The sequence below is a fragment of the Methylotenera mobilis JLW8 genome (genome assembly GCF_000023705.1).
Lineage (GTDB): Bacteria > Pseudomonadota > Gammaproteobacteria > Burkholderiales > Methylophilaceae > Methylotenera > Methylotenera mobilis.
This window is the reverse complement of the sequence record NC_012968.1, coordinates 362,114-378,399: the sequence shown is the minus strand read 5'-3', so window position 1 is coordinate 378,399 and position 16,286 is coordinate 362,114. Positions and strand designations below refer to the sequence as shown.

12 protein-coding genes are annotated in these 16,286 nt (G+C 44.7%); all 12 read right to left on the bottom strand.

From position 1 onward, the window contains the following. Positions 1-5: 5 nt before the first annotated feature. The 12 genes from rpsS to rpoB all read right to left on the bottom strand — a co-directional run bounded on the left by rpsS (position 6) and on the right by rpoB (position 16,139). On the bottom strand, positions 6-281 hold the full coding sequence (gene rpsS / locus MMOL_RS01795; protein ID WP_015831300.1) for a 30S ribosomal protein S19: 276 nt from the start codon (positions 279-281) through the stop codon (positions 6-8). A gap of 4 nt (positions 282-285) precedes the next feature. Next, positions 286-1,119: a 50S ribosomal protein L2 gene (gene rplB, locus MMOL_RS01790; protein ID WP_015831299.1), complete on the bottom strand. Its 834-nt coding sequence runs from the start codon at positions 1,117-1,119 to the stop codon at positions 286-288. Between the two features lie 11 nt (positions 1,120-1,130). Next, positions 1,131-1,445 (bottom strand): 50S ribosomal protein L23, encoded by a 315-nt coding sequence (gene rplW, locus MMOL_RS01785; protein WP_015831298.1) that lies wholly within the window; start codon positions 1,443-1,445, stop codon positions 1,131-1,133. Beyond that, positions 1,442-2,068 carry a 50S ribosomal protein L4 gene (gene rplD, locus MMOL_RS01780; RefSeq protein WP_015831297.1) on the bottom strand — a complete coding sequence of 209 codons (627 nt, stop codon included), beginning with the start codon at positions 2,066-2,068 and terminating at the stop codon, positions 1,442-1,444. Before rplD ends, rplW begins: the two co-directional genes overlap by 4 nt. Beyond that, entirely contained in the window at positions 2,068-2,718 is a 651-nt protein-coding gene (rplC, locus tag MMOL_RS01775; RefSeq protein WP_015831296.1) for a 50S ribosomal protein L3, read from the bottom strand. The genes rplD and rplC overlap by 1 nt, the downstream gene beginning before the upstream one ends. Before the next feature lie 117 nt (positions 2,719-2,835). Then, the gene (gene rpsJ / locus MMOL_RS01770) at positions 2,836-3,144 is read right to left on the bottom strand and encodes a 30S ribosomal protein S10 (protein WP_015831295.1); all 309 of its coding nucleotides are present in this window, start codon (positions 3,142-3,144) and stop codon (positions 2,836-2,838) included. 66 nt (positions 3,145-3,210) lie between these two features. Beyond that, entirely contained in the window at positions 3,211-4,401 is a 1,191-nt protein-coding gene (tuf, locus tag MMOL_RS01765; protein WP_015831283.1) for an elongation factor Tu, read from the bottom strand. 46 nt (positions 4,402-4,447) lie between these two features. Continuing rightward, the gene (gene fusA, locus MMOL_RS01760; RefSeq protein ID WP_015831294.1) at positions 4,448-6,538 is read right to left on the bottom strand and encodes an elongation factor G; all 2,091 of its coding nucleotides are present in this window, start codon (positions 6,536-6,538) and stop codon (positions 4,448-4,450) included. Between the two features lie 53 nt (positions 6,539-6,591). Then, positions 6,592-7,062 carry a 30S ribosomal protein S7 gene (gene rpsG, locus MMOL_RS01755; RefSeq protein WP_015831293.1) on the bottom strand — a complete coding sequence of 157 codons (471 nt, stop codon included), beginning with the start codon at positions 7,060-7,062 and terminating at the stop codon, positions 6,592-6,594. Between the two features lie 97 nt (positions 7,063-7,159). Continuing rightward, the gene (gene rpsL, locus MMOL_RS01750) at positions 7,160-7,546 is read right to left on the bottom strand and encodes a 30S ribosomal protein S12 (protein WP_015831292.1); all 387 of its coding nucleotides are present in this window, start codon (positions 7,544-7,546) and stop codon (positions 7,160-7,162) included. A gap of 149 nt (positions 7,547-7,695) precedes the next feature. After that, on the bottom strand, positions 7,696-11,949 hold the full coding sequence (gene rpoC, locus MMOL_RS01745) for a DNA-directed RNA polymerase subunit beta' (protein WP_015831291.1): 4,254 nt from the start codon (positions 11,947-11,949) through the stop codon (positions 7,696-7,698). A gap of 17 nt (positions 11,950-11,966) precedes the next feature. Further along, entirely contained in the window at positions 11,967-16,139 is a 4,173-nt protein-coding gene (gene rpoB, locus MMOL_RS01740) for a DNA-directed RNA polymerase subunit beta (RefSeq protein WP_015831290.1), read from the bottom strand. Positions 16,140-16,286 lie beyond the last annotated feature (147 nt).

Here is a 16,286-nt window from a genome sequence, read left to right as displayed (position 1 = left end):
AGCTCCTACTTCTTAGCTTTCTTGTCAGCTGCATGCCCTTTGAATGTACGTGTTAACGCAAACTCACCAAGCTTGTGACCAACCATGTTTTCAGAAATCAACACTGGAATGTGTTGTTTACCATTGTGAATCGCAATAGTAAGACCGATAAAATCTGGGAAAATCGTAGAGCGACGTGACCAAGTTTTAATTGGTTTACGATCGCGAGTTGCCGCAGCAACTTCTACTTTTTTCGCCAAATGACCATCAATAAATGGACCTTTTTTAAGTGAACGTGCCATATGATTACCTTACATTCCTTGGACGACGACTAACGCGCATATTATCCGTACGTTTGCTACTACGTGTACGGTAACCCTTAGTTTTAACACCCCATGGGCTCACTGGATTCATACCAGCAGCTGTTTTACCTTCACCACCACCGTGAGGGTGATCAACCGGGTTCATCACCACACCGCGAACGGTTGGGCGAACACCACGCCAGCGCATCGCACCAGCTTTACCAATTGAACGTAGTGAATGCTCTTCATTACCCACTTCACCTAAAGTTGCTTTGCAGTCAACGTGTACGCGACGAACTTCGCCTGAACGCAAACGTAATTGAGCGTAGCTGCCTTCACGTGCAAGCAATTGCACAGAAGTACCTGCTGAACGCGCCAACTGAGCACCTTTACCTGGTTGCAACTCGATACAATGGATCGTGCTACCAACCGGGATATTGCGCAATGGCATTGCATTACCTACTTTAATAGGCGCATCTGAACCACTGATCAATTGTGCACCAGCAGCGATACCGCGTGGAGCAATGATGTAACGACGTTCACCGTCTGCGTAGCACAACAAAGCGATGTGCGCAGTGCGGTTTGGATCGTATTCAATATGCTCAACTTTCGCTGGGATACCATCTTTATTACGACGGAAATCGATCAAGCGATAATGTTGCTTATGACCACCACCTTGGTGACGTGTAGTAATGTGACCGTTGTTATTACGGCCAGCGTTTTTGCTTTGACTTTCCAACAGCGGTGCGTGAGGTTTACCCTTGTACAAATCAGGTGTTACCACCTTTAGTACACCACGACGGCCGGGGGAAGTTGGTTTGACTTTAACTAATGCCATATCTTCTCTCCTTATTCGCCCGCTGCGAAGTTAATTTCTTGGCCTGGCTTCAAGCTAACATAAGCTTTTTTCCAGTCTTTACGCTTGCCTAAATTTTTGCCAGCGCGTTTAGTTTTGCCGCCAACATTAATTACAGCAACACTAGCCACTTCAACATTAAAAACAAGCTCAACAGCTGCTTTGATTTCTGGTTTAGTAGCATCAGTACGCACTTTGAATGCGATTTGCTGATGTTTGTCAGCAATGTAAGTTGCTTTTTCAGTAATTTGCGGAGCTAAAATTACTTGTAACAAACGATCTTGAGTTTTAGTAATAGCGTTCATCATGCTAACATCTCCTCAAGCTTCTTCACTGCACCCTCAGTAGCAACTACATTAGGGAAACGTACCAAACTAACTGGGTCAGCAAATTGCGCTTCAACCACCATTACGTTAGTTAAGTTACGTGAAGATAAATATAAGTTCTCGTTAAAGCTATCAGTTAGCACTAACACGCCACCTGCATAACCCATACCCTTGACTTTCTCTGCCAACGCCTTAGTTTTAGGCGTATCAACAGAAAACTCTTCAACTACGCTTAAACGGTCTTGACGAACTAATTCTGACAAGATAGTTTGCATACCAGCACGGTAAGCCTTACGGTTAACCTTATGGCTGAAGTTTTCATTAGGTGAGTTAGGGAATGCACGACCACCTCCACGCCAGATAGGGCTTGAGCTCATACCTGAACGAGCGTTACCAGTACCTTTTTGCGCGTAAGGTTTATGGGTCGTATGCGCAACTGTGTCACGGCCCTTTTGAGCACGTGTAGCAGTACGGGCATTTGCCATGTAACCAACAACAACTTGGTGCACCAAAGCTTCATTAAATTCGCGACCAAATGTACCTTCAGATACAGTCACGCCTTTTTTAGCTGGCTTACCATTTTTATCTATTAACTTAAGTTCCATTATTTAACCCCTTTCACTTTAATGGCTGGACGTACTACAACGTCGCCACCTTTAGAGCCAGGGATAGCACCTTTAATCAACAATAGGTTGCGCTCAACGTCTACACGAACGATTTCTAAGTTCTGTGTAGTTACTTTAACTGCACCCAAGTGACCAGGCATACGCTTACCTGGGAAAACGCGACCAGGATCTTGCGCCATACCGATAGAACCAGGTACGTTATGTGAACGTGAGTTACCGTGAGATGCGCGGTTAGAGCTAAAGTGATGGCGTTTAATTGCGCCAGCAAAGCCTTTACCTAAAGATGTGCCAGTAACGTCAACTTTTTGACCCGCTTGAAAAATATCAACAGTGATATTTGCACCAGGCGTGTAATTAGCTAAAACGTCGTCACCGACTGAGAATTCATGAATACCAGCACCTGCAGCAGAACCTGACTTAGCATAATGCCCAGTCAATGCTTTGTTGATACGGCTGGCACGACGTGTGCCGTAAGCTACTTGAAGGCCAGTGTAGCCATCGCTTGCGGTCGTCTTGATCTGTGTCACGCGGTTAGGTACAACTTCCAACACGGTTACTGGAACGCTTGCGCCATCCTCAGTAAACACGCGGGTCATACCCACTTTGCGACCAATAAGCCCTAAGCTCATGATCGTTTCCTTATATTTTAGTTAAAAAGTCGATTACAATTGACCGACTTCTGTGAAAGAGGCCGGATTATACCCAACCTCCATTTTTTTTACAACTAGATTTTACTACTTAAGTTTTTACAACTTAATTTCAACATCCACACCAGCAGGCAAATCTAATTTCATTAATGCATCCACTGTTTTATCAGTAGGATCCACGATGTCCATTAAACGTTGATGGGTACGGATTTCGAATTGGTCACGTGAAGTTTTATTTACGTGTGGTGAGCGCAGAATATCAAAACGCTCGATACGTGTTGGTAATGGTACTGGACCCTTAACAACAGCGCCGGTACGCTTGGCAGTTTCTACGATTTCTTGAGCTGATTGATCAATCAAACGATAATCAAATGCTTTAAGACGGATACGGATTTTTTGGTTTGTCATTTTTTACTGCCTTTCAAAAGAGCGAAACGGCAGGGTTCACCCTGCCGTTTGATTTAACTACAAAAATTACTCGATAATCTTAGCTACAACACCAGCACCAACAGTACGACCACCTTCACGGATAGCGAAGCGTAAGCCTTCTTCCATCGCGATTGGTGCAATCAATGTTACTGTGATTGATACGTTGTCACCTGGCATTACCATTTCTGTACCTGCTGGCAATTCAACTGCGCCAGTTACGTCTGTCGTACGGAAGTAGAATTGTGGACGGTAACCTTGGAAGAATGGTGTGTGACGACCACCTTCATCTTTACCCAACACGTAGATTTCTGCTGTGAATTTTGTGTGTGGTTTGATAGAACCAGCTTTAGCCAATACTTGACCACGTTCAATTTCTTCACGTTTTGTACCACGTAGCAATACACCCACGTTATCACCAGCCATACCTTGGTCTAGTAATTTACGGAACATTTCCACGCCTGTACAGGTTGTTTTTAGTGTGTCTTTTAGACCAACGATTTCGATCTCGTCACCCACTTTAACAATACCACGCTCAATACGGCCAGTCACAACTGTACCACGACCTGAGATTGAGAATACGTCTTCAACTGGCATCAAGAATGTGCCGTCAACAGCGCGCTCTGGCATTGGGATGTAGCTGTCTAGTGCGTCAGCTAATGCAAAGATTGCTGGTTCGCCGATTGGTGATTGGTCACCTTCTAGCGCTAGTTTAGCTGAGCCTTTAACGATTGGTGTGTCGTCGCCTGGGAAGTCATATTTAGACAACAGGTCACGCACTTCCATTTCAACTAGCTCTAACAACTCAGCGTCATCAACCATGTCAGCTTTGTTTAAGAATACAACGATGTATGGTACGCCAACTTGACGTGCCAACAGGATGTGCTCACGTGTTTGTGGCATAGGACCGTCAGCTGCTGAACATACTAGAATAGCACCGTCCATTTGAGCAGCGCCAGTAATCATGTTTTTAACATAGTCAGCATGGCCTGGGCAGTCAACGTGTGCGTAGTGACGGTTTGCTGTCTCGTACTCAACGTGTGCTGTGTTAATGGTAATACCACGTGCTTTTTCTTCTGGTGCCGCGTCAATTTGGTCGTAAGCTTTTGCTTCGCCGCCAAATTTCTTCGTTAACACAGTGGTGATCGCTGCTGTTAGTGTTGTTTTACCATGGTCAACGTGGCCAATTGTACCTACGTTAACGTGCGGCTTGGTCCGTTCGAATTTACCTTTTGCCATCTTTATAGTCCTTTTATCTAAACTTATTTAAATACGTAATAATGAATTATTTTTTGTTAATAATTGCGTCAGCCACGTTTCTTGGAGCTTCTGAGTAGTGCTTGAATTCCATGCTGTAGCTAGCGCGACCTTGTGACAATGAACGCACAACAGTTGAGTAACCAAACATCTCTGCCAATGGCACTTCTGCACGGATTACTTTACCAGATGGGCTATCTTCCATACCTTGAATCATACCGCGGCGTGAAGACAAGTCACCCATTACGTCACCCATGTAATCTTCTGGGGTTTCAACCTCAACTGCCATCATAGGCTCAAGCAAGATTGGGTCAGCTTTACGCATACCATCTTTAAAGCCGATAGATGCTGCCATCTTAAATGCGTTCTCGTTCGAGTCAACATCATGGTATGAACCATCAAACAGAGTCACTTTAACGTCAACCACTGGGAAGCCAGCCAAGATACCTGAAGGAATGGTTTCACGCAGACCTTTTTCAACCGCAGGAATGAATTCACGCGGCACAGTACCACCTTTAATTTGGTCAACGAACTCAAAGCCTTTACCAGCTTCATTCGGTTCCATTTTCAACCATACGTGGCCATACTGACCTTTACCACCTGATTGTTTAACGAACTTACCTTCAACTTCAACAGATTTCTTAATCGCTTCACGGTAAGCAACTTGTGGCGCACCAACGTTAGCTTCAACGTTGAACTCACGTTTCATACGGTCAACCAAGATCTCCAAGTGCAACTCACCCATACCTGAAATAATGGTTTGGTTAGTTTCCTCATCAGTTTTAACACGGAATGAAGGATCTTCTTGTGCTAACCGATTTAAAGCAACACCCATTTTCTCTTGGTCAGCTTTAGTTTTTGGCTCAACCGCAACGTGAATTACTGGCTCTGGGAACACCATACGTTCAAGGATAATTTCTGTACCTAACGCACACAATGTATCACCTGTTGTTGCCTCTTTCAGACCTACTGCAGCCGCGATGTCGCCAGCACGAACCTCTTCAATCGGCTCACGTGTATTAGCATGCATCTGCACGATACGGCCAATACGCTCTTTTTTACCTTTGATTGGGTTGTACACGGTATCACCAGCGTTAACCACACCTGAGTACACGCGGAAGAAAATCAATTGACCAACAAACGGGTCTGTCATGATCTTGAACGCTAATGCAGAGAATTTCTCATCATCAGAAGCTTTCAAGTGAATTTCATTACCATCGCCATCTTCAGCTTTAGTATCTGGAATATCTGTTGGCGCAGGCATCAATTCGATAACCTTATCCAACATCGCTTGCACACCTTTGTTTTTGAATGCTGAACCGCACATCATTGGCACAATCTCTGAACCAATAGTACGTGTACGCAGACCTAAAAGGATGTCCGCTTCTGACAAATCACCTTCTTCTAGGTATTTATTCATCAACTCTTCACTGGCTTCAGCAGCAGCTTCAACCATGTTCTCACGCCATTTGTCGCAATCAGCTTGAAGATCAGCAGGAATATCACGGTAATCAAACTTCATACCTTGAGATGCTTCATCCCAGAAGATAGCTTTCATCTTGATCAAGTCAACCACACCTTCGAATTTCTCTTCAGCACCGATAGGCACTTGCAAAGGCACAGGGTTAGCTTTCAAACGCGCACGCATTTGATCGTACACTTTGAAGAAGTTAGCACCAGCACGGTCCATTTTATTAACGAACGCTAGACGTGGCACTTTGTACTTGTTAGCTTGACGCCATACAGTTTCTGATTGTGGCTGCACACCACCTACCGCACAGTAAACCATACATGCACCGTCAAGCACACGCATTGAACGCTCTACTTCAATTGTAAAGTCAACGTGGCCTGGGGTATCAATAATGTTGATGCGATGTTGATCAAACTGACCAGCCATACCTTTCCAGAAGCAGGTAGTAGCAGCAGAAGTAATGGTAATACCACGCTCTTGCTCTTGCTCCATCCAGTCCATGGTTGCCGCGCCATCATGCACTTCACCAATCTTATGATTAACGCCTGTATAAAATAAAATACGCTCAGTCGTAGTTGTTTTACCTGCATCGATGTGAGCAGAGATACCAATGTTACGATAGCGATTAATAGGGGTTTGACGAGCCACGTTTATTACCTTTACTTAATTTTAAGAGCGATTCTTATCAGTTAATTAACCAATTAGAAGCGGAAATGTGAGAACGCTTTGTTAGCTTCAGCCATACGGTGAACTTCTTCACGTTTCTTCATAGCTGAACCACGGCCTTCAGAAGCCTCAACCAACTCAGCCGCTAAACGCAAGCCCATTGATTTCTCACCACGCTTACGCGCTGCATCACGCAACCAACGCATTGCCAACGCACTACGACGGCTAGGACGAACCTCAACAGGCACTTGGTAGTTAGCACCACCAACGCGACGGCTCTTAACCTCAACTAGCGGGCGTAGGTTGTTTAACGCTAAAGTGAACACTTCTAAAGCGTCTTTGCTAGTTTTACTAGTCACTTGGTCAAATGCACCGTACAAAATACGCTCAGCAACAGATTTTTTACCACCTGTCATTAGCACGTTTACAAATTTTGAAACTTCTGTGCTGCCGAATTTTGGATCCGGCAGGATATTACGTTTGGGGACTTCTCTACGTCTTGGCATAATCTTCTCTATTCTCTTTTATGTTTTGCTAGCAACTGCTCAAGCAAGGCTTTTGGTTAGCCGCTACATTAATAAAACCGTTGTTGGTTGACTGCAATTACTTAGCTTTAGCTTCTTTAGGACGCTTAGCACCGTATTTAGAACGTGATTGTTTACGATCTTTAACGCCTGCAGTATCCAAGCTACCGCGCACCATATGGTAACGCACACCTGGCAAGTCTTTTACACGACCACCACGTAGTAACACTACGCTATGCTCTTGCAAGTTATGGCCTTCACCGCCGATGTAGCTAATTACTTCGTAACCATTGGTTAGACGCACTTTAGCAACTTTACGTAGCGCTGAGTTTGGCTTCTTAGGTGTTGTAGTATAAACGCGAGTGCAAACACCACGTTTTTGTGGACAAGCTTCAAGTGCTGGCACTTTGCTCTTTGTAACCACTTTAACGCGTGGCTTACGTACTAACTGATTGATGGTTGGCATTGCCTATAACCTCTAATGTTGTTCTCTAAAATTGTTTATTTCAAAATCTATAAAATAGACAAGGATGGTGTTAATACAATAACACCATCCTGAAGAACTCAGCATTCTATTTAGCCTGACTTTTATTGTCAAGACTTAATTATCTGATTCTATTGTGCATCTATTTCACTACTTACTTCGGTTGTTACATTTACTGCTACTTCTTCTGCTTCAACTACTTCTACTGCTGGCGCTTCATTTTGTGGCACACCGCCGGCAACCGCTGCACGCTTACGCGCTTCGTGATATGCCAAACCAGTACCAGCTGGAATCAAGCGACCAACAATAACGTTTTCTTTCAGACCACGTAAGTCATCACGTTTGCCCAAGATTGCAGCTTCGGTCAATACGCGTGTTGTTTCTTGGAATGACGCAGCTGAGATGAATGAGTCTGTTGATAATGAAGCTTTAGTAATACCAAGCAACACATATTCAAACAGTGCAGGACGTTTGTCTTGCGCAATCACCACTTCATTTTCAGCCAACAAATCAGCACGCTCAACCTGCTCACCTAAGATAAAGCTGGTATCACCTGCATCCGTCACACGTACACGACGCAACATTTGACGTACGATCACTTCAATGTGCTTGTCATTGATCTTAACGCCTTGCAGACGGTAAACGTCTTGCACTTCGTCAATGATGTAACGAGCCAATGATTCGCGACCTTGTAAACGTAAGATGTCTTGTGGATCAGCTGGGCCGTCAACAATAGTCTCACCTTTAGTTACCACTTGACCATCATGCGCAGTCACGTGCTTGTCTTTTGGAATCAAGTATTCGTTTGAAATACCGTCCAAATCTGTAATCACCAAACGTTGTTTACCTTTAGTATCTTTACCGAATGAAACGGTACCAGTTACTTCAGCCAACATACCTGCATCTTTTGGTGAACGTGCTTCGAACAACTCAGCAACGCGCGGCAGACCCCCGGTAATATCACGTGTTTTAGATGACTCTTGTGGTACGCGAGCTAACACTTCACCCACACCCACTTCTTGACCATCTTTCACGGTAATAATACAACCGATTTGGAACGTTACGTTTACTGACTGATCACTGCCAGCTAGTTTCACTTCAACGCCATTTGCATCTAACAATTTAACTTGTGGACGCAGGCCTTTAGTTTGACCGGCACGTTGTTTAGGATCGATAACCACCAATGATGACAAACCAGTCACGTCATCAATTTGTTTAGCTACCGTTACACCTTCTTCAACGTTTTCGAACTTCACGCGACCCGCGTACTCGGTAATAATCGGACGAGTATGTGGATCCCATGTTGCAAGCGCTTGACCAGCTTTAACTGTCTTACCGTCAGCTGTTTGCAAAGTAGCGCCGTATGGCACTTTATGACGCTCACGTTCACGACCGTTTTCATCGGCAATAATTACTTCACCATTACGTGAAATCACTACTTGCTCGTTACGTGCGTTGGTTACATAACGCATTGTCGATGTGAAGCTGATTACACCGTTTGATTTACTTTCAACTTGGCTTACTGAAGCCGCACGTGATACCGCACCACCGATGTGGAACGTACGCATGGTCAACTGTGTACCTGGCTCACCGATAGATTGCGCAGCAATCACACCAACTGACTCGCCCATACTAATCAGTTTGCCACGACCTAAGTCACGGCCGTAACATTTCGCACAAATACCGTAGCGTGTATCGCAAGTCAGCGCAGTACGCACTTTCACTTCATCAATACCCAAGGCATCGATATGCTCAACTTCATCTTCTGTCAACAAGGTACCTGCTGGGTACACCACTGTTTGTGTTTCTGGATTGATGATATCCAACGCTGTGGTACGACCCAAGATACGGTCATGCAATGGCTCTACAACTTCACCGCCTTTTACCAGCGCCTTAGTGACTAAACCTTCGCTAGTACCGCAATCATGCTCGGTCACTACCAAGTCTTGCGTTACGTCAACCAGACGACGTGTCAGGTAACCTGAGTTAGCGGTTTTCAACGCGGTATCAGCTAGACCCTTACGTGCACCGTGGGTTGAAATAAAGTATTGCAACACGTTAAGACCGTCACGGAAGTTAGCTTTAATCGGCGTTTCAATAATAGAACCGTCCGGTTTCGCCATCAGACCACGCATACCAGCTAGCTGACGTACCTGCGCTGCAGAACCACGCGCGCCTGAGTCGGCCATCATGTAAATAGCATTGAAAGACTCTTGACGCACTACTTTACCGTTAGCGTCTTTTAATTGGTTGCCATCGGCATCCAATACATCTTCTTCTTTCAATTGCTTCATCATCGCGTCAGCAACTTTATCACCGGCACGACCCCAGATATCCACTACCTTGTTGTAGCGCTCACCTTGTGTCACTAAACCAGAAACGTATTGGTCTTCGATTTCTTTCACTTCTGCATCAGCAGCAGCAATTAATTGCTCTTTTTCCAACGGCACTAACATATCGTTAATGCTGATAGAAATACCAGCTTTAGTCGCGTATGAGTAACCAGTATTTTTCAATTGGTCAGCGAAAATAACTGTTTCGCGGATACCCACTTTACGGAATGAAGCATTGATCAGTTTTGACAGCTCTTTCTTTTTCAGCGCTTTATCAATGTGGCTGAACGGCAAGCCTGCTGGCAAGATATCTGACAGCAATGCACGACCTACAGTAGTTTCGTAACGTGTGGTTTTCTCGGTTTTAACGCCGTCTAAATCCAAATCGTATTCTTTGATACGTACAGTTACTTTTGCATGTAAATCAATTAAGCCTTGATCAAACACACGTTGTACTTCTTTCACGTCTGAGAAGCGCATGCCAGTACCGCGTGCATTAACTTTTTCACGTGTCATGTAGTACAGACCCAACACGATATCCTGTGAAGGCACGATGATAGGCTCACCGTTAGCTGGTGATAGTACGTTGTTTGAAGCCAACATCAAGGTACGTGCTTCCATTTGTGCTTCTAAGCTCAATGGAACGTGAACCGCCATTTGGTCACCGTCAAAGTCGGCGTTGAATGCCGCACAAACTAACGGGTGCAATTGGATCGCTTTACCTTCAATCAAGATAGGCTCAAACGCTTGAATACCTAGACGGTGAAGTGTAGGCGCACGGTTCAACAGTACTGGATGCTCGCGGATCACGTCCTCGAGGATATCCCATACTTCTGGTCCTTCTTCCTCTACCTTTTTCTTCGCTGCTTTAATGGTGGTTGCTAAGCCCAATACTTCCAGTTTGTGGAAGATGAATGGTTTGAACAATTCCAACGCCATTTTCTTAGGCAGACCGCATTGATGCAGTTTCAATTGTGGACCAACCACAATGACTGAACGACCTGAGTAGTCCACACGCTTACCAAGCAAGTTTTGACGGAAACGACCGCCTTTACCCTTGATCATGTCAGCCAATGATTTCAATGGACGTTTGTTAGCGCCAGTCATCACTTTACCGCGACGGCCGTTGTCTAATAATGAGTCCACTGCTTCTTGCAACATACGTTTTTCGTTACGTACGATAATTTCTGGTGCTTTCAACTCTAACAAGCGCTTCAAGCGGTTGTTACGGTTAATTACGCGACGATATAAATCGTTCAAGTCAGAAGTCGCGAAACGGCCGCCATCCAATGGTACCAATGGACGTAGCTCTGGTGGCAACACTGGTAAGATTTCAAGAATCATCCACTCTGGTTTAATGCCAGATTTTTGAAACGCTTCTAACACTTTCAAGCGTTTAGCGATTTTCTTGATTTTAGCTTCTGAACCAGTTGCGCCTAGGTCTTGACGTAGCGTAGTGATTTCACGCTCGATGTCCATCGTGCGTAATAATTCACGAACCGCTTCAGCACCCATAACGGCATTGAACTCATCACCGTACTCTTCTACTTTTGCCAAGTAGTCGTCTTCAGTCAATAACTGACCGCGTGTAAGCGGTGTCATGCCTGGGTCAACTACGATGAATGCTTCAAAGTACAACACGCGCTCGATATCACGCAAAGCGATATCTAATACCATACCTAAACGGCTTGGTAGTGATTTCAAGAACCAGATATGCGCTACTGGTGAAGCTAGGTCAATATGACCCATACGCTCACGACGTACTTTTGATAGCGTTACTTCTACGCCACATTTTTCACAAATCACACCACGGTGTTTTAAGCGTTTGTATTTACCGCATAAGCACTCGTAATCTTTGATAGGGCCAAAGATTTTTGCGCAGAACAAGCCATCACGCTCAGGCTTGAAAGTACGGTAGTTAATGGTTTCTGGCTTTTTCACTTCGCCATAGGACCATGAACGGATTTTTTCAGGTGAAGCTAACGCAATCTTAATTGCATCAAATTCTTCTTCTTGCGTTACCTGTTTGAATAAGTCTAATAGAGCTTTCATGTGAATTCTCTCCTGAATTAATTACGGTCTAGGTCGATGTCGATAGCGAGTGAACGAATTTCTTTCACTAACACGTTAAATGACTCAGGCATACCTGCATCAATTTTGTGCTCGCCTTTAACGATGTTTTCATACACTTTGGTACGGCCAGTAACGTCATCAGACTTCACTGTCAGCATCTCTTGCAAGGTATATGAAGCACCATAAGCTTCTAACGCCCAAACCTCCATCTCACCAAAACGTTGGCCACCGAATTGTGCTTTACCGCCCAATGGTTGTTGTGTAACCAATGAATAAGGACCTGTAGAACGTGCATGCATCTTGTCATCAACCAAGTGATGCAGCTTCAACACGTGCATGTAACCTACAGTCACAGGACGCTCAAATTTGTCGCCGGTACGGCCGTCAAACAAGGTCACCTGTGTTTTACCTGCATGGAACTGCAATTGTTTAGTACGCGCATCATCATCTGGGAACGCCAAATCAAGCATCGCTTTAATATCAGACTCTGCTGCACCATCAAATACTGGTGTTGCAAATGGCACGCCGCGTTTGAGGTTTTGCGCCAAGTCTAAAATTTCCGCATCAGTGAAAGATTTAATATCTTCATGCTTACCTGTGCTGTCGTTATAGATTTTTTCTAAGAACTTACGGATCTCAGCTACTTTAGATTCTTCACGTAGCATTTCTTCGATACGTAAACCTAAACCTTTAGCAGCCCAACCTAAGTGCACTTCCAAAATCTGACCGATGTTCATACGTGAAGGAACGCCTAGTGGGTTCAACACGATATCCAATGGTGTACCGTCCGCCATGTGCGGCATATCTTCCACTGGGCAGATTTTTGAAATCACACCCTTGTTACCGTGACGACCCGCCATCTTGTCACCAGGTTGGATACGACGTTTAACAGCTAGGTAAACCTTAACCATTTTTTGTACGCCTGGTGGCAATTCGTCACCTTGCGTCAATTTACGTTTTTTCTCTTCAAAACGGTTATCAAACTCAATGCGCGCTTGTGACAAGCTGTCTTTCAACTGCTCTAACTGACGCGCTGCTTCTTCATCTGATAAACGAATATCAAACCAGTCATAACGGCCAACAGACTCTAAGTACTCAGCAGTTAATGCTTCGCCTTTTTTCAATTTGTTAGGACCGCCAGTAGCCACTTTGCCTTCGATCAAGCGACGGATACGGCCGAATGCATCGTCTTCCACGATACGCATTTGGTCAGCCAAGTCTTGCTTGTAGTGTGCCAATTGGTCATCAATAATTTGTTGTGCACGTGCATCACGGTCAATGCCTTCGCGTGTAAACACTTGTACGTCGATTACAGTACCGCTCATGCCTGAAGGCACGCGTAGTGATGTATCTTTAACGTCAGATGCTTTCTCACCAAAAATCGCACGTAGCAATTTCTCTTCTGGTGTCAGCTGTGTCTCACCTTTTGGTGTCACTTTACCCACTAATACGTCACCAGCTTCAACTTCAGCACCGATGTGGATAATACCCACTTCGTCCAGACGCGCTAACATGCGCTCACTCAAGTTTGAAATATCTTGTGTGATTTCTTCTGCACCAAGTTTTGTATCACGTGCAACCACTGACAGTTCTTCAATATGGATAGAAGTGTAACGGTCATCTGCTACTACGCGCTCTGAAATCAAGATCGAGTCTTCGTAGTTATAACCGTTCCAAGGCATAAAGCCTACCAACATATTTTGACCTAGCGCCAACTCACCCATATCGGTAGAAGCACCATCCGCAATCACGTCACCGCGTGCTAGCTTGTCACCCACTTTAACCAATGGACGTTGGTTAATATTGGTATTTTGGTTAGAGCGCGTATATTTAGTTAAGTTGTAAATATCTACACCAACTTCACCAGCTTTCGCTTCTTCATCGTTCACACGAATCACGATACGAGCTGAGTCCACGTAGTCCACCAAGCCACCACGACGTGCGGTTACTACAGTACCAGAGTCAACTGCCACTGTACGCTCAATACCTGTACCTACCACGGCTTTTTCAGCGCGTAGACATGGTACCGCTTGACGTTGCATGTTTGCACCCATCAATGCACGGTTCGCGTCATCGTGTTCCAAGAATGGAATCAAAGATGCAGCCACAGACACAATTTGACCTGGCGCCACGTCCATGTATTGAACACGGTCAGGCTGCGTCATCGTAAACTCGTTGTGATGACGTGAAGAAATCAAATCATCAACAAATAAGTTCTTAGTATCTAAATCAGTATTCGCTTGCGCGATCATGTACTGACTCTCTTCAATCGCTGACAAGTAGTCAATCGTATCGGATACTTTATTTGCATCTACACGGCGATATGGTGTTTCTAAGAAACCATATTCATTAGTACGTGCATACAATGCCAATGAGTTGATCAAACCAATGTTCGGACCCTCTGGCGTTTCAATCGGACATACGCGACCATAGTGGGTTGAGTGTACGTCACGTACCTCAAAGCCAGCACGTTCACGAGTTAAACCACCTGGGCCAAGTGCTGAAATACGACGTTTGTGCGTAATTTCAGACAATGGGTTGGTTTGGTCCATAAATTGTGACAATTGTGATGAACCGAAGAACTCACGGATTGCACTTGATACTGGTTTAGCATTAATCAAGTCATGCGGCATCAGGTTGTCTGATTCAGCTTGTGACAAACGTTCTTTAACTGCACGCTCTACACGCACTAGACCAGTACGGAATTGGTTCTCAGCCAACTCACCTACTGAACGGATACGACGGTTACCTAAGTGGTCGATGTCATCGATCTCGCCACGGCCGTTACGTAATTCTAGCAATACGCCGATAACAGCTAAGATGTCTTCGTTAGACAAGGTGTTAGCACCTTCGTCGCCTTGTACGCCAACAGCTTCATAGAATCTGCGAATCCAGTTAGATTGACGCTCTTCAGCTTTCTCTGGGAATGCGCGACGGTTAAACTTCATACGGCCTACGCGTGACAGATCGTAACGCTCTTCACTGAAGAACAAGCCTTGGAACAAAGCTTCTACTGACTCTTCAGTAGGTGGCTCGCCAGGACGCATCATACGGTAGATCGCTACACGTGCGCTGTATTGGTCAGGAATTTCATCAATACGTAGTGTTTGTGAAATGTAGTCGCCATGATCCAAATCGTTTGAATACAAGGTGCTTACGGTACGGATGTTTGCATCTACCAACTTGCCCAATAAAGACTCAGTGACTTCATCGTTAGCATTTGCTACGACCTCGCCAGTTTCTTGGTCAACGATAGTATTAGCTAAAGCACGGCCTAGAATGAAATCTTGCGGCACAGCGATCTCGCTCACGCCTGCTTTTTCCATATCACGGATATGTTTAACGGTAATGCGTTTGTCTTTAGCAACAATCACTGAACCGTCTTTAGCCAGAATATCAAATTTAGCTACTTCACCACGTAAGCGCTCAGGCACTACGGTGAACTCAACACCAGATTTGCTGATGTGGAATGTATCGAAATCGTAGAAAGTTGAAATGATTTGCTCTGGTGTGTAACCAAGTGCTTTCAACAGAATAGTCACCGGCATTTTGCGGCGACGGTCAATACGGAAATACAAGTAGTCTTTAGGGTCAAACTCGAAGTCTAACCATGAACCACGGTAAGGAATGATACGCGCTGAGAATAGCAATTTACCTGAGCTATGAGTTTTACCACGGTCATGCTCAAAGAACACGCCTGGGCTACGGTGCAATTGAGATACGATCACACGCTCGGTACCGTTGATCACAAATGAACCATTTTCAGTCATCAAAGGCAACTCGCCCATGTAAACTTCTTGTTCTTTAACTTCTTTTACGGTTGGCTTAGAAGCCTCTTTGTCCATAATGGTCAAACGTACACGTACACGCAATGGTGCAGCATAAGTCAAACCACGTTGCTGACATTCTTTAACATCGAACGGCTCAGCGCCTAACTGATAGCTCACGTAATCTAAACGTGCGTTACCTGAATGGCTAACGATAGGAAAAACAGAGCTGAATGTAGATTGCAAACCTGTTTCCGTACGCTGATCAGCTGGAACATTAGTCTGCAAAAATGCAGCATATGACTCTAATTGCATTGCCAGCAAATAGGGAATTTCTTGAACGCTTTCTCGCTTGGCAAAACTTTTACGAAGGCGTTTCTTTTCGGTGAAGGAATAGCTCATTGCATCTCCTAGATATTTTGAGGGCAGAAATTAAAATACTTTTTTGCACTACATCCATTACGTAAGTATTTTCACCTCTAACCTCAGTTACTGATTAACTGAAGGCTTAATACGGCAGTACTGCTATGTAATTACGTGATATTGACG